A 15850-nucleotide genomic window follows, 5' to 3' on the forward strand; every position below is an offset into this window, starting at 1 on the left:
TCCAGCCAAGTATCTCGTCTAAGCGACAGATTATGGGAGGGGGCCGCGCCATGGCAACCGTGCCTGCCGCACAGTCCGAAACCATCGACCAGATCGGGGCCGCTGCGCAGCGGTACGCGGCGGCATCAGCGCGAATCGACCAGATTGCCGCCGACGACGTCGGCCTGACGCTGAGCACGTGTGAGGCGAACTTCATCAACCTGCTGCGCCTGCGCGGCCCGCTTACCCCCGGTCTCCTCGCAGAACTCACCAAGCTCACGTCTTCGGGCACCACGACCGGGGTGGTCGACCGGCTGGAGGCGGCCGGGTGCGTGACCCGGGAGCGTTGCACCAAGGACCGCCGCAAGGTAATCGTCTCGCTCAACGAGGAGCGATTCCGTGACCAGGACGCCGCGCGCGCTCAGCGCCTGAGCGCACTCCTGTCTGGCTACGACGACGCCCAACTCGTCACGATCGCCGGCTTCCTGACCCGCCTCGCCGACACCGAGGCCGCCGTGGCGATACCGTCATGACGCCACGTGAAGGATCATGAGCTGAACGGCGCGCCGCTGCTACCAGGCGGGGCCGATCTCGTCGGCGACGATCTGGGCGGAGAGGGCCACCATCGGCAGGCCGCCGCCCGGGTGGCTGGAGCCACCGACCAGCCACAGCCCGGCGGCCGGGCCCCGGTTGGCCGGGCGCAGCAGGCCACCGGCGGTGCCGTAGATCGACCCGCCGGGCGCGCCGGTCGCGGCGTCCAGGTCGGCCGGCGTACGCACCTCCCGGAACACCACCCGGTCCCGCACGTCGACGCCGCGGTCGGCCAGCACGTCGAGGACCCGGTCGGCGTACGCCTGCGCGAGCCCCGGCCGGCGCCAGTCGACGGCACCGGCGGCGGTGCCGTGCCGGGGGGCGTTGACCAGCACGAACCACGCCTCGTGGCCGGCCGGCCGGATCATCGGGTCGTCGGCGACGGTGACGAAGACGGTGGGATCCGCCGCCGGCCGGGCCCGTACGCCGCGCCCCGGCCGGCCGAAGACCGCGTCGAACTCGGCGTCGTAGTCGTGGGGGAAGAACACGTTGTGGTGCGCCAGCCCCGAATCCCCGGCAACGCCGAGCAGCAGCACGAAACCGGCCAGGCTGCGGTCGGTCAGCCCGGCCAGCCGGCGCGGGTCGGGCAGCAGGTCCCGGTAGAGGGTGAGCGCGTCGACGTTGGCGACCACCACGTCGGCGGGGACCGGCGCGGCGACCCCACGCAGGCGTACGCCGTGCACCCGGCCGCCCGCGGCGTCGATCCGGGTGACCGTGGCGCCGGTCCGCACGACCACGCCGAGGTCCAGGCAGCGGGTCAGCAGCGCGTCGGCGAGCGTGCCCAGCCCGCCGCGCAGGTACCAGCCGCCGAAGGCGAGTTCGGCGTAGGGCACGGCGACCAGCGCGGCCGGCGCCCGGCGCGGGTCCGCGCCGGTGTAGGTGGCGTACCTGTCCAGCAGCATCCGCAGCCGGGGGTCGGACAGGTGCCGCCGGCCCAACCCGCGCAGCGTCCGGCCGGGACCGATGGCGGCCAGGTCGCCCAGCCGCCAGGCCAGCGCGGCCAGGTCCAGCGGGGAGTCGATCGGGCGGCGCAGGATGTCCTGGTGCGACGCCTGCCACACCCGGGCGGCCCGGCGCCACAGCCGCTGCCAGTCCGCGGCGGCCCGGTCGCCGAAGGCCGCGCCGATCCGGGCGGCGAACTCGGCCGGGTCGGCGCACGAGTCGAGGGTCGGGCCGCCGCCGGGGAAGACGTGCCGCACGATCGGGTCCACCGGGGCCAGGTCGAGGTACTCGTCGAGCTTCGCGCCGGTCGCCTCGAACAGGTCGTGGAAGACGTCGGGCAGGGTGAGCAGGCTCGGCCCGGTGTCGAAGTGGAAGGAGCCGGCCGGGGTGTCGTGGACGTACCGGCCGAGCTTGCCGCCGACGGTGTCCGCGCGTTCGACCACGGTGACCTCGTGCCCGGTGGCGGCCAGCCGGGCGGCGGTGGCGAGCCCTCCCACCCCGGCGCCGACGACCACGATCCGCGCCATGCCGCGCCTCCCTAGGTGACGGGGCGACCACGCCAGGACAGGCGGCGTCGCTTCCGCAGATGGTACGACCGCAGGGTCAGCCAACCGAGGACCACGACCGACACGGGGTGTGCCAGCGCGTCGGGCCACCACCGGCCGCCGGTCGCCCGGGCACTGACCACCCGCCCGGTGACGCCCAGCAGGTAGGCGCCCAGGGCCGCGGCGGCCACCGTCGGCGCGCCGACGGCCAGCGCCGTCACCGCCAGCAGCGGGGGCGCGGTGTAGAGCAGGAGCAACGCCGTGACCACCAGGGCCGCCGCGGCCGGATGACCGAAGGTCGCCCAGAGCGACTTCGAGTAGCCGTCGCGCAACTGCGGCCAGTTCTCGTACATGCGGCAGGCGGCCAGCCGCGAGCCGTCGGCGAGGGCGATCCGGCCGCCTGCCCGCTTGACCGCGCGGGCCAGCTCGATGTCCTCCAGGATCCGGTCCGCGACCGCGGCGTGGCCGCCGGCCGCGTCGTAGCCGGCCCGGTCCACGACCAGGAACTGCCCGCCGGCGGCGGCCAGCGACGGCCGCGCCGAGCGTTCCATCGCCCGCAGCGGCAGGAAGGTCAGCCACAGCCACTGCAACAGCGGCTGGACCAGCCGGTCGGCCGCCGTCGCCACCAGGATCCGGGGGTACGGCGACAGCAGCGTCACCCGCGCGGCGCGCAGCTCGGTCACCGCCGCCGCGACCGCGTCCGGGGCGAGCAGCACGTCGGCGTCGACGAAGACCAGCGCGGTCGCGGCGGGGTCGGCCCGGGTGGCCAACTGCCAGCAGGCGTGCGGCTTGCCCAGCCAGCCCGGCGGCGGGGCGACCCCGTCGAGGAGGACGACCCGGGGGTCGTCGCCGGCCACCGCGCGGACCACGTCGGCGGTGCCGTCGGTCGACCCGTCGTCGAGCACCACGATCCGCAGCCCCGGCACGCCCCGCTGGGCGAGCAGCGCGCGCAGGCACGGGGCGACCCGTCCGGCCTCGTCGCGCAGCGGCAGCAGCACCGCCACGGGCTCGGTGACCGGCGCGGGCCGGTCGGGCGGGCGGCGCAGCCAGCGGCCGGCGTTGACCAGGGTGTGCGCGGTCAACGCGGCCACGCCGAGCAGCAGTGCGAGGACGGCGGTCATGCCGTCGCGTCGACGCCGGGGCGCTGCGGCTGGCGGGGCCGGTGCCGCTCGTCGCGACGGGAACGGACCAGCGTGACCGCCAGCGGCACGGCCGCCACCGACATGCCGGCCGCGCCCCACAGCGCCGAGGCGGGCAGGTCGAGGAAGACCGCGTGGGCCAGCACGCTGGAGAAGTACGTCCACAGCCAGAGCGCGAACATCGGGTGGTCCCGCCCGTCGGTGCCGGCCACGGCGGGCCCGGCCAGCGGGCGCAGCGCGCTCATCATCAGCACGGCGAAGAGCAGCCAGCCCAGGTAGTTGCTCACCGGGATGCCGGGCAGGCCGGGCAGCGCGGGGGTGGCGTCCCGCCAGCTCCAGTAGCCCTCGGCCACCATCTGCGGGTCGAGGAAGAGGTCCCAGGCGGCCAGCCCGACGGCGGCCAGCGCGATCCGCCGGACGGCGAACCGCCCGCCCCGACGCCCCGACCGGCCCCCGGCGTCATCCCGGCTCCCCGGCTGGTCTCCGGCGTCGCCACCGGTCAGCCGGGTGGCGGCCAGCCAGGCGGGCCAGGCCATCCAGGTCCAGGCCAGCGGGATGATCAGCGGCACCCCGGCCAGCTTCGGCCCCAGCTCGCCGGAGTAGTCGTAGCTGCCGAACGGGAAGCCGGTGGCCACGCCGAGCGCCTCGATGGCGAACCCGCCGACCGTGGCCACCGCGACCAGCGCCGCGGCCGTACGTGGGCCCCGGCTGAGCAGCGCGTGGCCGACCGAGAGCAGGTAGCCGAGCACGACGGTGGCGACGGTCAGCCGGGCCCGGGTCTGTCCGCCGGTCAGCGGGTAGCAGATCTGCGCCAGCACCAGTACGGCCAGCAGCGCCCAGGCCAGCCGCCGGGTCACGGTGCCGGCCGGCCGGGCGGGGTGGGCGCCGGGGGCTCCAGCGGCAGGTCCCGGCCGAGTACGCCGAACGGGCGCTCGTCGCCGGGGAAGCGGAAGTCGCGCAGGACGTCGACGAAGCCGAAGCGGCGGTACAGCCGCCAGGCCCGGGACCGCTGCTCGTCGGCCTCCGGGGTGGAGAGCAGCGTGGTGCTTCCCTCCGCCAGGCTGAGCAGCGCCCGCAGTTGCCCCGCGCCCAGGCCGTGCCCCTGCGCGGGCGGCCGGACGTGCAGCTCGACCACCTCGAAGCAGTGGGTCAGCCAGTGCTGCCGGGCCGGCGTGTCCAGCGCCCGCCAGACCTGGTCGTGCCACCACTGCCCGGCGGCGCCCAGGTAGCCGTAGCCGAAGCCGGCCAGGTGGCCCTCGCTGGTCAGGCTGGCGACGGCGCGGAAGCCGGGCCGGCGTACGTGGGTGGCGATGTAGCCGCGGCGGGCCTCCAGCAGCTCCGGGCGGTATCCCATCGCCTCGCCGTAGACGGCCACCACGTCGTCCAGCCGTCGGACGAGATCGTCCGGCGTCCACCGCACCAACCTCATGCCCGTGCACCCTCCGCCGCTCCCGGATCGCCGTCCGCGACCCATCCCAGCACCGCCCGGTCACCCACCACGCCGCGCACCTCGAAGCGCGCGAAGAGTTCCTCCGCGTACCACCCCTCGGTGGGGGTCCGCGTGATCGCGGCGCGGTGCTCCGGGTGACGGTACGCGAACGCCACGAGGTCCGCCGGCTCGCGCCACACGCTCACCGTGCCCTGCCAGCCCAGGGGTGCCTCGCCGACGCCGAACCGGGCCAGCAGGCCGGGCGCGGCGTGCAGCGCGGCGGCCACCGGCGGGATCGCCCGCCAGAACGTGGCCGCCCGCCGTGGCCGCAGCCGGGCCCTGGTCAGCGCCAGCACCGGCCCGGCGGTCCGGCCGCCGGAGGGCTCCCCGAACGGCCGGCGGCCGGACCACTCGCCCCGGCTGCTCAACGGGCGCAGGTCGACCCGGACGGCCGCGCGGGCGATCCGCGCCCAGGCGCGACCCACGGGCGAGTCGTCGAAGCCGGCGGCCGCGTCGGGAGAATCCCACACGGTCAGCGCCGCCCACCGGGTCAGGTCCGCGTCGCCGGGGCCGAAGCCGGTGCCGGTCCCGGTGCCGAGCAGCTTGCCGAAACGTACGCCGGCCTGCGCCCGCAGCCGGCGGCGGTCGACCGCCATCCGGGCCAGCGCCCGGGGCAGCGCGGCGCGGGAGGTGCGCCACACGTGCAGGGTGACGAGTGCCGGCTCGCTCACGGTGCTGGCCTTTCGTTCGCGACTGCGGGGCTCGCAAGCTCGCTCCTCGCGCTCACGGTGCTGGCCTTTCGTTCGCGACTGCGGGGCTCGCAAGCTCACTCCTCGCGCTCACGCCACCTCGGCCGGGGCACCGCCGGTGACCCGCAGCAGTTCCGGGTAGGTGGTGGGGAAGACCGCCTGCGGCACGCCGCCGGCCGCCCAGATCTCGTCGTACGACTCCAGGGCGGTGTCGACCAGGGTGCGCAGCGGGCGCGGGTGGCCGACGGGAGCAACCCCGCCGATGACCTGCCCGGTGTGCTCGCGGACGAACTCCGGGGTGGCCCGGCGCAGCCGGGTGACCCCGATGGCCGCGGCCAGGCCGGCGGTGTCCACCCGGTGCGCGCCGGAGGTGAGGACCAGCAGCGGGGCGCCGTCGGCGTCGAAGACGAGCGAGTTGGCGATCTGGCCGATCCCGACGCCGAGCGACTCGGCGGCGGCCGCGGCGGTGTGGACCGCGTCGGGCAGCAGGCGGACGGCGCTCGGCGCGCCGGAGCCGTCCCGGGCGCCGGCGGCGTCGAGCACGTCCTGCACCGCCCGTACGTTCGGATGTGGCTGCATGCCGCCATTCTTCCCGGTGCGCCGGCCGGCGGTTCGGCCGGCCGTGCCGCGCCACGCGGGCCCGGCCGGCGCGGCGGGGCCCGGTCGGCTCAGTGGGGGACGGTGACGGTGTCCGGCGCGGGTGGTGCGGCGGCCCGTGCCGGGGCGACCCGGGCCGATCGAGCCGAGCACCACCGTGAAGAACCCGGCCAGCCCGTACCCGATCAGCAGCGGCAGTTGGCGGGGGTGGCCCGCAGCCGGCGGGGCCCCGGGCGCAGCAGCAGGCACAGGACCAGCAGCCCGGTGGCGGCGCCGGCGGCGCGCAGCAGGGTGAGCTGCGGGGCGTCCAGGCCGGCACGGAGCACCAGCTTGGAGACCGTGCCGTTGACGGCGAAGAGCGCGGCCGAGGCGAGCACCATGGCGACCCCGGACCGGGTCGGCCGGGTCGCCGGGCGACGTCCGCGCGTCACACGTTGCGTTTTCGTCGGGGGGAGGGTGTACTGTCAGCAGCAGTTAGAACGAGTGTTCGATTGCCTCGAACGCCCGTTCCAACAACCCGGAGCGGTGTTTCGCGGCGCCGGCTCCGGGCAGGTGTGGCACCGCGGGCCGCACCCTGGTTCCGGGCAGTCGCGAGTCCGGGCCCGTCAGGCAGGAGCGTCGCCCGCCGCCCACGACCCCCGGGCGGCGGGCGACGAACCCGCCGGTTACGCCGGCCGGGTGTGGTGTGGGGAAGCATCCACACCCGGCCGGCCACCCACACCGGTGCGTCTTCCTCCGCACCACCCGACCCGGCGTCCCCGCCGGCGGCATCGCGCGCCGTTCTCGTTGGCGGCGCCTCGGCCACGTGGAGGAGACAGTCCATGCCGACCAACCCGGCTCAGGCACCGACGGTGCCGGCGCACGTGCTGCCGCACCGCACTCCCGCCCAGCTTCTCGCGGTGGCCCGGCGCGGGCTCGCGGAGGCCGCCCAGACCCGTCCCGACGGCCTTCGCTACGCGGCCGCCCACCTGGCCGCGCTCCGGGCGGCCGCGGCCGTGCTCGCCGCCCGGGCGCGTCCCGCCCCCGCCCGACGCAACCGGGTCACCAGTGTCTGGGTCCTGCTCTCCGGCATCGCCCCCGAGCTGGACGAGTGGGCCCGGTTCTTCGCTCTCGGCGCCGGCAAGCGGGCCGCCGCCGAAGCCGGCATCCCCCGCGTCGTGACCGCTCGGGAGGCCGACGACCTGCTGCGCGCCGCCGAACAGTTCGTCACGGTGGTGGAGGCCGCGCTCGGCGTGGCCCACCAACCGGCGCTCGACGGCCTCGCCGCCTGATCCGTGTTGCCCCGGCCGCCCGGCGGAAGCTCCGGGCGGCCGGGCACCGCCCGCACATCCGATCCGACAGCACGACGGGGGGTAGGTCCGATGGCGGGCCGGATGGTGGTCGGTTCCGCCGCGCTGGCCGGCCTGGTGCGCCCGGCGAGCGCTCCCGATCCGGCGGGCGGTCACCGGGTGCTTCCGGTGGCCCCGGAGCTGACCGGGCTGCTGCCCAACCGGGGGTTGCGGCGGGGCAGCACGATCGCGGTCACCGCCGGCCGCCCCCGGCGCAGCGGCGGCACCTCGCTGGTCCTGGCGTTGCTCGCCGAGGCGTCCCGCGCCGGTTCGTGGTGCGCCGTGGTCGGGGTCCCGACGTTCGGAGCGGGTGCGGCCGCCGAGCTGGGCATCGCCCTGGACCGGCTCGCGCTGGTGCCCTGTCCGGGCCCGGAGTGGGCCACCGTCGTCGCCGCGCTGATCGACGGGGTGGACGTCGTGGTGACCGCCGTGCCGGCGGAGGTTTCCGCCTCGGTCGCCAACCGGCTGGCCGCCCGGGCCCGTCAGCGGGGCAGCGTCCTCGTCCCGTACGGGCGGTGGGACGGCGCGGACGTGACCCTCCAGGTGGTCCGGGGTGCCTGGGAAGGGCTCGGGCCGGGCCGGGGCCGGTTGCGCCGCCGCGAGGTCACCGTCTCCGCGCGCGGTCGCGGGGCCGCCGCCCGCCCCAAGGAGGTCACGGTCTGGCTGCCCGGGGACGGGCTCACCCGGGTCATCCCCCGATCCGCCCCCGCGTCCACGGCCCCCGCCTCCACCCGCTCCGCGTTCACGCCCCCCGCGTCCATCGGCCCCGCGTCCATCGGCCCGTCCCGTCGTGGCCCGCTCACCCTGGTCGGTCCGAGGTGACCGGCTCGCCGGTGCGTACCCTGCTGCTCTGGTGCCCGGACTGGCCGGTGCTCGCCGCGGAGATCGTCGACGGGGTGCCCGCCACCGACCCGGTCGTCGTGCTGCACGCCAACCGGGTGGTCGCCTGTTCCGAGCGGGCCCGTGCCGAGGGGGTGCGCCGCGGGCTGCGCAAACGCGAGGCGCAGGGGCGCTGCGCGCAGCTCGTCGTCGTCGAGCACGACCCTGGGCGCGACGCCCGGGCGTTCGAACCCGTGGTCGCCGCCGTCGAGGAGCTGGTCGCCGGCGTCGAGGTGGTACGCCCCGGCGCGTGCGCGGTGGCGGCCCGGGGGCCGAGCCGCTATCTCGGGGGCGAGGAAGCGGCCGCCGAACGGATCGTCGAGCACGTCGCCCAGGCCTGCGCGGTGGAGAGCCAGGTCGGCATCGCCGACGGGGTCTTCGCCGCCGGCCTGGCCGCCCGGGACGGGCGCGTCGTCCCGCCGGACGGCACACCGGGGTTCCTCGCCGGGCTGCCCGTCGAGGCGCTCGGCCGCACTGCCCTGACCGACCTGCTGCGTCGGCTCGGCGTACGCACCCTGGGCGACTTCGCGGCGCTGCCCGCCGGTGACGTGCTGGCCCGGTTCGGCTTCGACGGCGCGCTGGCCCACCGGCTGGCGGCCGGGCGGGACCATCGTCCGCTGGCGGTCCGGCAACCGCCGGTCGACCTCGCGGTCACCGCCGACCACGACGAGCCGCTCGACCGGGTCGACGCGGCGGCCTTCGCCGCCCGGGCGTTGGCCGAACGGTTGCACGACCGGCTCGCCGCGCACGGGCTGGCGTGCACCCGACTCGGCATCGAGGCGGTCACCGCACACGGCCAGGAACTGCACCGGGTGTGGCGGCACGACGGGCTGCTCACCGCCGCGGCCATCGCCGACCGGGTGCGCTGGCAGCTCGACGGCTGGCTGTCCGGCAGCACCGGCCGGACCGGCGCGCGCCCGACCCGACCGACGGCGGGCATCATCCGGCTGCGGCTGATCCCGGACGGGGTGATCGCCCGGAGCGGCCTGCAACCCGGCCTGTGGGGGGAGACCGGCGAGGAGCGGGAGCGGGCGCACCGGGCGTTGAACCGGGTGCAGGGCATCCTCGGCCCCGAGGCGGTGGTCACCGCGGTGCTCGGCGGGGGCCGCTCCCCGGGCGACCAGGTACGCCTGGTGCCGTGGGGCGACGAACGCCTGCCGGCCCGTCCCGGTCCACCACCGTGGCCGGGCCGGTTGCCGCCGCCCGCGCCGGCCGTGGTGCTGCCCGACCCGCTCGCGGCGACCGTGCACGACGCCGCCGGTGAGCCGGTCGCGGTCAGCGCACGCCTCCAGGTCAGCGCCGCGCCGGCCCGGCTGACCGTGGGCGCCGCCCGGCCGGCCGAGATCGTCGGCTGGGCCGGTCCGTGGCCGGTGGACGAGCGCTGGTGGGCACCGGCGGAGGCCCGCCGCCGGGCCCGGTTCCAGGTCTGCCTGGCCGACGGTACGGCCCTGCTGCTCGCGGTCGAGGCCGGGCAGTGGCTGGTGGAGGCGGTCTATGACTGATCGCCGGATCACGGGTCGGCGTGGGCGGGACGGGGTGTCGTCGCTCGGCCGCCCGCCGGGTGGGCGAGCGGCGGCTGGCCAGGACGCTGTCGGCCGTGGCGGTGTTGGTTGGGGTGGTGCTCGCCGGGGCGGTGTTGGCCGGGGTGGTGCTCGCCGTGGCGGTGTTGGTCGCACGGCGCTGTCGAGCTGCCCCGTCCATAGGACCGCTGGCCGCCAATCTTTGGATCTTGGCGAGTTTCGGCCCCTCCGGGGGCCTGAACTCTCCAAGATCTGTTCGACCATCCGTTCCGAGGAGCGCGGATGAGCTTCCACAACCCGAAACTGCCCTGGTCGGAGCTGGAACGCGTGCTCTCCGGCCGGAGCCGCGGCCCGGCGCGGCCAGCCGGGACACTTCCAGGCGCAGGCGCAGGCGCAGGCGCAGGCGCGGACACGGACACGGACACGGACACGGACACGGACACGGGCGCGGGGCGGTCGGGTACTGGCGAGAAGCGGACCAGCGGGGATCGGGGCGACGCGGGACGGACCGGCGGGGATCGGGGCGACGCGGGACGGACCGGCGGGGAGCGGGCCGACGCGGGACGGAGCAGCGGGGAGCGGTCTGGCGAGAAGCGGAACGGCGGAGACCGGGCCGGTGGGGCTGGCGGGCGGGGGCGCGACGAGCGGCACCTGCATGTGGTGGACCCGCTGGCCGTGGACGCCGACGGTGGTGACTCTCCCGCCTGGAGCCGCAGGCGGGAGCGGTACCGGCCGCCCGAGGTGGCCCGCCCCGACGGCGTGGTGCCGTACGCCGAACTGCACGCGCACACCAACTTCAGCTTCCTCGACGGTGCCAGCCACCCCGAGGAACTGGCCGAGGAGGCGGCCCGCCTGGGCCTCACCGCGCTCGCCGTCACCGACCACGACGGCTTCTACGGGGTGGTGCGTTTCGCCGAGGCGGCCCGTGCGCTGCACCTGCCGACGATCTTCGGCGCCGAGCTCTCCCTGGAGCTGCCCGGGCCGCAGAACGGCGAGCCCGACCCGCTCGGGCGGCACCTGCTGCTGCTCGCCCACGGCCACGAGGGGTACGCCCGGCTCGCCACGACCATCGCCCGCGCCCAGTTGCGCGGCGGGGAGAAGGGCCGCCCGGTCTACGGCGAGCTGGAGGAGATCGCCGCGCAGCTGCGCGACCACGTGCTGGTGCTCACCGGCTGCCGCAAGGGTCACGTGCCGGCGGCACTGCTCACCGAGGGGGTGGACGCGGCGGCCCGCGAGCTGGACCGGCTGACCGCCCTGTTCGGCGCGGAGACGGTGGCGGTGGAGCTGACCGACCACGGGCACCCGGTCGACGCCGACCGCAACGACGCGCTCGCCGAGCTGGCGGCGTCCGCCGGCCTGCCCACGGTGGCGACCAACAACGTGCACTACGCCACCCCGGGCCGGCGCCGGCTGGCCACCACGGTCGCCGCCGTCCGGGCCCGGCGCAGCCTGGACGAGATCGACGGCTGGCTGCCCGCCGCCGGCACCGCCCACCTGCGCAGCGGCGCCGAGATGGCGGCCCGGTTCGCCGCGTACCCGGGTGCGGTGGCCCGGGCCGCCGAGTTCGGGGCCGAGCTGGCCTTCGACCTCCAGCTCGTCGCGCCGCGGCTGCCGGCGTACCCGGTGCCGCCCGGGCACACCGAGATGAGCTGGCTGCGCCAGCTGACCGAGCGGGGGGCGCGGGAACGCTACGGCCCCAGGGAGGCGCACCCGGGGGCGTACGCGCAGCTCGACCACGAGCTGAACATGATCGAGGAGCTGGGCTTCCCCGGCTACTTCCTGGTGGTCTACGACATCGTCACGTTCTGCCGCGAGCAGGACATCTACTGCCAGGGGCGGGGCTCGGCGGCCAACTCGGCGGTCTGCTACGCGCTGCGGATCACCAACGTGGACGCCGTCCGGCACCGGCTGCTCTTCGAGCGCTTCCTCGCCCCGGAGCGCGACGGCCCGCCGGACATCGACGTGGACATCGAGTCCGACCGCCGGGAGGAGGTGATCCAGCACGTCTACGCCCGGTACGGCCGGGAGCACGCCGCCCAGGTCGCCAACGTCATCTCCTACCGGCCCCGTTCGGCGGTGCGGGACGTGGCCAAGGCGTTCGGGTTCTCGCCCGGCCAGCAGGACGCCTGGAGCAAGCAGATCGACCGGTGGGGGCCGGTCGCCACGGTCGACGTGGCGGACATCCCCGAGCAGGTGGTCGCGTACGCCGACGAGTTGCAGACGTTCCCCCGGCACCTGGGCATCCACTCCGGCGGCATGGTGATCTGCGACCGGCCGGTGATCGAGGTCTGCCCGGTCGAGTGGGGGCGGATGCCGGGCCGCAGCGTGCTCCAGTGGGACAAGGACGACTGCGCCGCCGTCGGCCTGGTCAAGTTCGACCTGCTCGGGCTCGGCATGCTCTCCGCGTTGCACTACGGCTACGACATGATCGGGATGAGCCTGGACCTCGGCGACATGACGCTGGACGACCCCGAGGTCTACGACATGCTCTGCCGGGCCGACTCGGTCGGGGTGTTCCAGGTGGAGAGCCGCGCCCAGATGGCCACCCTGCCCCGGCTGAAGCCCCGCGAGTTCTACGACCTGGTGGTCGAGGTGGCGCTGATCCGGCCCGGCCCGATCCAGGGCGGCTCGGTGCATCCGTACATCCGGCGCAAGAACGGCCAGGAGCCGGTGACCTACCCGCACCCGCTGATGCGCAACGCGCTGGAGAAGACCCTCGGCGTGCCGCTGTTCCAGGAGCAGCTCATGCAGCTCGCGATCGACCTGGCGGGCTTCGACGCGGCCGGGGCCGACCAGCTGCGCCGGGCGATGGGCGCCAAGCGTTCCGCCGAGCGGATGGCCCGCGTCGCCGACCGGCTCTACGCGGGCATGGCGGAGCGGGGCATCACCGGCGAGCTGGCCGACGACGTCTTCCACAAGCTCTCCGCGTTCGCCAACTACGGCTTCCCGGAGAGCCACGCGATGAGCTTCGCCTACCTGGTCTACGCCAGTTCCTGGCTCAAGCGCTACCACCCGGGGCCGTTCCTGGCCGCGCTGCTCAACGCCCAGCCGATGGGCTTCTACTCGCCGCAGACGCTTGTCGACGACGCCCGCCGGCACGGGGTGGAGGTGCGCCGGCCGGACGTCAACGCCAGCGGCGCCCTGGCGGTGCTGGAGTCCACCCCGCGGACCCGGTGGGGCAGCGTGCCGGGGGAGCCGCCGCACGCCTGGGGGCTGGACGGGCCGGCCGTCCGGCTCGGCCTCTCCGGTGTGCGTACCCTCGGCACCGGGGTGGCCGAGCGGATCGAGGCGGAACGGACGGCGCGCGGGCCGTACCGCGACATGCCGGACCTGGCCCGGCGGGCCGGGCTGTCCGCCGCGCAGCTGGAGGCGCTGGCCACCGCGGACGCCTTCGCCTGTTTCGGGCTGTCCCGGCGGCAGGCCCTCTGGGCCGCGGGCGCGGCGGCCCAGGACCGGCCGGGCCGCCTGCCGGGCACGGTGACCGGCGCGGCCGCGCCCACCCTGCCCGGCATGGAGGCGGTGGACCGGCTGGTCGCCGACGTCTGGGCGACCGGGCTGTCGCCGGAGAGCCACCCGGCCCACTTCGTCCGCCCCCGGCTCGACGCCCTCGGCGCGGTGCCGATCGCCCGGCTCGGCCAGGTGGAGCCGGGTCGGCGGATCCGGGTCGGCGGGATCGTCACCCACCGGCAGCGCCCCGCGACCGCCGGCGGGGTCACCTTCCTCAACCTGGAGGACGAGACGGGGATGCTCAATGTCACTTGCTCCCCGGGGCTGTGGCAGCGCTACCGTCGAATCGCCCGCACCAGCGCGGCGCTGGTGGTGCGAGGCCGGTTGCAGCGGCACGAGGGAGTCACGAGTCTCACCGCCGACCGGCTGGACGCCATCGAGCCGCCGGTCAGCCCGCCATCGCGCGACTTCCGTTGACGGCAGTGATCCACATTACGGTTTTCCGCGTCGGATGGAGGGAGACTCCTGCTCGCGCGGGCAGAGCGGCCCGCGTGAGCACGAGGGGGATGCACCGATGATGGGCAATCGCGAACACCACGGCGGCGTGGCCAACTCCCGGCGGACCCGGCTCAGCGCCGGATGGACCCCGACCCACCACGTCGAGCCGCCCGAGTACGAGATCATCGAGGGCCCGGTGGCCAACGCCCTGCGGTCGCGGGCCGAGGACGACGGCGCCACCGGCGAGTCCTGACCGCCCGCCCCGGGGCGGTGCCGGCGGCGGGCTGGACCGGGTGACTAGGCTCGACCGGGTGGAGCAGACCCCAGGCCGGCTCGCCGGGCCGCCGCTGACCCCCCGTACCGCCGTGATCTGGTCGGTCCTGCGTGCCGAGCTGGAGCGGCGCGCCGACACCGCGCTGACCGTGCTCGACGTCGGCGGCGGCACGGGCGGCTTCGCCGTCCCGCTCGCCCAGGCCGGGCACCGGGTCACGGTCGTCGACGCCAGCCCCGACGCGCTCGCCGCGCTGACCCGCCGGGCCGCGGAGGCCGGGGTCGCCGAGCGGGTCCGTGCCGTACAGGGCGACGGCGACGCGCTCGCCGGGCTGGTCGAGCCGGGCAGCGCCGACCTGGTGCTCTGCCACGCCGTGCTGGAGGTCGTCGACGATCCGGCGGCGGTGGTGGCTGCCCTGGCCGCCGCGCTGCGCCCGGGCGGCGTCGCGAGCGTGCTGGTCGCCGGCCGGGCCGCCGCGGTGCTCGGCCGGGCGATGAACGGGCATCTGGACGTCGCCGCCGCGCTGGTCGCCGACCCGGCCGGCACCGCCGGCCCCCGGGACACGCTGCGCCGGCGCTACGACGCCGACGGCGCCGCCGCGCTGCTCGGCGCCGCCGGGCTCGTGGTCGAGGAGATCCACGGCGTACGCGTGCTCGCCGACCTCCTGCCCGCCGCCGTCGCCGACGGCCAGCCGGCCGCCCTGGTCGAGTTGGAGGCGGCGCTCGCCGCGCGGGCACCCTGGCGGGACCTGGCCGCCCAGTTGCACCTGTTCGCCAGGCTTCCGTGACCGATCCGCTGGCGGTCGTCGAGCCGCGCTACGGCGACGGCAGTCTCGCCGACATCCTGCCCAGCGCGCTGGCCGTGCTCGGTGTGCCGGGCGCCGCCGACCCGCTCGGGCTGGGCGTCGCGCTGGCGGGGGTACGCCGCGTCGCGGTGCTGCTCGTGGACGGCCTCGGCTGGCACCAGATCCCGACGGCCGCGCCGTACGCGCCGACCCTGGCCGGGCTGGCCGCCGCTGCCGGGCGGCCGTTGACCTCGGGCTTTCCGTCGACCACCCCGACCAGCCTGGTGACGCTGGGCACCGGCGCCGCGCCCGGGGCGCACGGGGTGCTCGGCTTCACCGTGCGGGTGCCGGGCACCGACCGGGTGCTCAACCACATCGAGTGGGCGGCCGACCCGCAGCCGCTGCGCTGGCAGCCGGTTCGCACCCAGCTGGAACGGGCCCGGGCCGCCGGCGTCGCGGTGACGGTGGTGAGTCGGCCGGAGTTCGGCGGCAGCGGGCTCACGGTGGCCGCGAACCGGGGCGGCGACTACCGGGGCGCGGCGGGCGTCGACGCGCTCGCCGGCCGGATGCTCGCCGCCCTGGCCGCCGGGCCGGGGCCCACCCTGGTCTCCGGCTACCACCCCGACCTGGACCGGCACGGCCATCTCTCCGGTGTCGACTCGGTGCCCTGGCGGATCGCCGCCGCCGAGCTGGACGGGCTGCTCGCCCGGCTCGTCGACGGGCTGCCGTCGGACGCCGCGCTGCTGGTCACCGCCGACCACGGTCAGCTCGACGTGCCGGCCGGGCACCGGATCGACCTGGACACCGATCCCCGGCTGCGGGCGGGGATCCAGGTGGTGGCGGGGGAGCCCCGGGTCCGCTACCTGCACGTCACTCCCGGCGCCCTGGACGATGTCGTGGCCGCCTGGTCGGCGGTGCTCGGTGACGCGGCCCGGGTACGCACCCGGGAGGAGGTGGTGGCCGCCGGCTGGTTCGGCCCGGTGGCGGAGGAGCACCTGCTCCGCGTCGGCGACGTGGTGGTCGTCTGCAACGCCACGTACGCGGTGACCGCCTCCCGGTCCGAGCCGCCGGTGGTCTCCCGGCTGGTGGCGTACCACGGGGCGGACACGGCGGCCGAGATGACCATTCCGCTGCTGGTCGTACGCGGCTGAC

The 15850-nt window shown here is 76.4% G+C and carries 15 protein-coding genes; 8 read left to right on the forward strand and 7 right to left on the reverse strand.

From position 1 onward, the window contains the following. The first annotated feature begins 50 nt into the window (after positions 1 to 50). Positions 51 to 512, forward strand: coding sequence for a MarR family transcriptional regulator (locus ABZ809_RS24195; protein ID WP_357564854.1), 462 nt, complete (start codon positions 51 to 53; stop codon positions 510 to 512). A gap of 39 nt (positions 513 to 551) precedes the next feature. Here ABZ809_RS24195 and crtI read toward each other — a convergent pair whose 3' ends face one another. The 7 genes from crtI to ABZ809_RS24230 all read right to left on the reverse strand — a co-directional run bounded on the left by crtI (position 552) and on the right by ABZ809_RS24230 (position 6402). Further along, positions 552 to 2039, reverse strand: a complete 1488-nt coding sequence (gene crtI, locus ABZ809_RS24200; RefSeq protein WP_357564855.1) for a phytoene desaturase family protein — start codon at positions 2037 to 2039, stop codon at positions 552 to 554. An 11-nt stretch (positions 2040 to 2050) separates the two neighbouring features. Beyond that, entirely contained in the window at positions 2051 to 3178 is a 1128-nt protein-coding gene (locus ABZ809_RS24205) for a glycosyltransferase family 2 protein (protein WP_357564856.1), read from the reverse strand. Further along, on the reverse strand, positions 3175 to 4053 hold the full coding sequence (locus tag ABZ809_RS24210; protein ID WP_357564857.1) for a carotenoid biosynthesis protein: 879 nt from the start codon (positions 4051 to 4053) through the stop codon (positions 3175 to 3177). Before ABZ809_RS24210 ends, ABZ809_RS24205 begins: the two co-directional genes overlap by 4 nt. Further along, on the reverse strand, positions 4050 to 4625 hold the full coding sequence (locus tag ABZ809_RS24215; protein WP_357564858.1) for a GNAT family N-acetyltransferase: 576 nt from the start codon (positions 4623 to 4625) through the stop codon (positions 4050 to 4052). The genes ABZ809_RS24210 and ABZ809_RS24215 overlap by 4 nt, the downstream gene beginning before the upstream one ends. Further along, positions 4622 to 5356, reverse strand: a complete 735-nt coding sequence (locus tag ABZ809_RS24220; protein ID WP_357564859.1) for a monooxygenase — start codon at positions 5354 to 5356, stop codon at positions 4622 to 4624. Before ABZ809_RS24220 ends, ABZ809_RS24215 begins: the two co-directional genes overlap by 4 nt. A 108-nt stretch (positions 5357 to 5464) precedes the next feature. Then, the gene (locus ABZ809_RS24225) at positions 5465 to 5953 is read right to left on the reverse strand and encodes a YbaK/EbsC family protein (protein ID WP_357564860.1); all 489 of its coding nucleotides are present in this window, start codon (positions 5951 to 5953) and stop codon (positions 5465 to 5467) included. Between the two features lie 203 nt (positions 5954 to 6156). Continuing rightward, positions 6157 to 6402: a hypothetical protein gene (locus ABZ809_RS24230; protein WP_357564861.1), complete on the reverse strand. Its 246-nt coding sequence runs from the start codon at positions 6400 to 6402 to the stop codon at positions 6157 to 6159. 390 nt (positions 6403 to 6792) lie between these two features. Between ABZ809_RS24230 and ABZ809_RS24235 the strand changes: the two genes are divergently transcribed. The 7 genes from ABZ809_RS24235 (at position 6793) to ABZ809_RS24265 (ending at position 15849) form a co-directional block, all read left to right on the forward strand. Then, positions 6793 to 7242 (forward strand): SAV_6107 family HEPN domain-containing protein, encoded by a 450-nt coding sequence (locus ABZ809_RS24235; protein ID WP_357564862.1) that lies wholly within the window; start codon positions 6793 to 6795, stop codon positions 7240 to 7242. A 90-nt stretch (positions 7243 to 7332) separates the two neighbouring features. Next, on the forward strand, positions 7333 to 8121 hold the full coding sequence (locus ABZ809_RS24240) for a hypothetical protein (protein WP_357564863.1): 789 nt from the start codon (positions 7333 to 7335) through the stop codon (positions 8119 to 8121). Continuing rightward, positions 8118 to 9680, forward strand: coding sequence for a DNA polymerase Y family protein (locus tag ABZ809_RS24245; RefSeq protein WP_357564864.1), 1563 nt, complete (start codon positions 8118 to 8120; stop codon positions 9678 to 9680). The genes ABZ809_RS24240 and ABZ809_RS24245 overlap by 4 nt, the downstream gene beginning before the upstream one ends. Positions 9681 to 10349: 669 nt before the next feature. Continuing rightward, a complete protein-coding gene (locus tag ABZ809_RS24250; protein WP_357564881.1) occupies positions 10350 to 13622 on the forward strand; it encodes an error-prone DNA polymerase in 3273 nt (1090 codons plus the stop codon). A gap of 97 nt (positions 13623 to 13719) precedes the next feature. Then, positions 13720 to 13896 carry a hypothetical protein gene (locus tag ABZ809_RS24255; protein WP_357564865.1) on the forward strand — a complete coding sequence of 59 codons (177 nt, stop codon included), beginning with the start codon at positions 13720 to 13722 and terminating at the stop codon, positions 13894 to 13896. Between the two features lie 40 nt (positions 13897 to 13936). Continuing rightward, a complete protein-coding gene (locus tag ABZ809_RS24260) occupies positions 13937 to 14701 on the forward strand; it encodes a methyltransferase domain-containing protein (RefSeq protein WP_357564866.1) in 765 nt (254 codons plus the stop codon). Then, complete coding sequence (locus tag ABZ809_RS24265) at positions 14698 to 15849, forward strand: nucleotide pyrophosphatase/phosphodiesterase family protein (protein WP_357564867.1); 1152 nt, start codon at positions 14698 to 14700, stop codon at positions 15847 to 15849. Before ABZ809_RS24260 ends, ABZ809_RS24265 begins: the two co-directional genes overlap by 4 nt. The last annotated feature ends 1 nt before the right edge of the window (position 15850 follow it).

The organism is Micromonospora sp. NPDC047074 (genome assembly GCF_040643815.1).
GTDB lineage: Bacteria > Actinomycetota > Actinomycetes > Mycobacteriales > Micromonosporaceae > Micromonospora.

Bases quoted from the DNA above. Each gene is read 5' to 3' on its own strand.
- ABZ809_RS24195 (WP_357564854.1), top strand. From the start codon at position 51: ATGGCAACCGTGCCTGCCGCACAGTCCGAAACCATCGACCAGATCGGG.
- crtI (WP_357564855.1), bottom strand. From the start codon at position 2,039: ATGGCGCGGATCGTGGTCGTCGGCGCCGGGGTGGGAGGGCTCGCCACC.
- ABZ809_RS24205 (WP_357564856.1), bottom strand. From the start codon at position 3,178: ATGACCGCCGTCCTCGCACTGCTGCTCGGCGTGGCCGCGTTGACCGCG.
- ABZ809_RS24215 (WP_357564858.1), bottom strand. From the start codon at position 4,625: ATGAGGTTGGTGCGGTGGACGCCGGACGATCTCGTCCGACGGCTGGAC.
- ABZ809_RS24225 (WP_357564860.1), bottom strand. From the start codon at position 5,953: ATGCAGCCACATCCGAACGTACGGGCGGTGCAGGACGTGCTCGACGCC.
- ABZ809_RS24235 (WP_357564862.1), top strand. From the start codon at position 6,793: ATGCCGACCAACCCGGCTCAGGCACCGACGGTGCCGGCGCACGTGCTG.
- ABZ809_RS24240 (WP_357564863.1), top strand. From the start codon at position 7,333: ATGGCGGGCCGGATGGTGGTCGGTTCCGCCGCGCTGGCCGGCCTGGTG.
- ABZ809_RS24255 (WP_357564865.1), top strand. From the start codon at position 13,720: ATGATGGGCAATCGCGAACACCACGGCGGCGTGGCCAACTCCCGGCGG.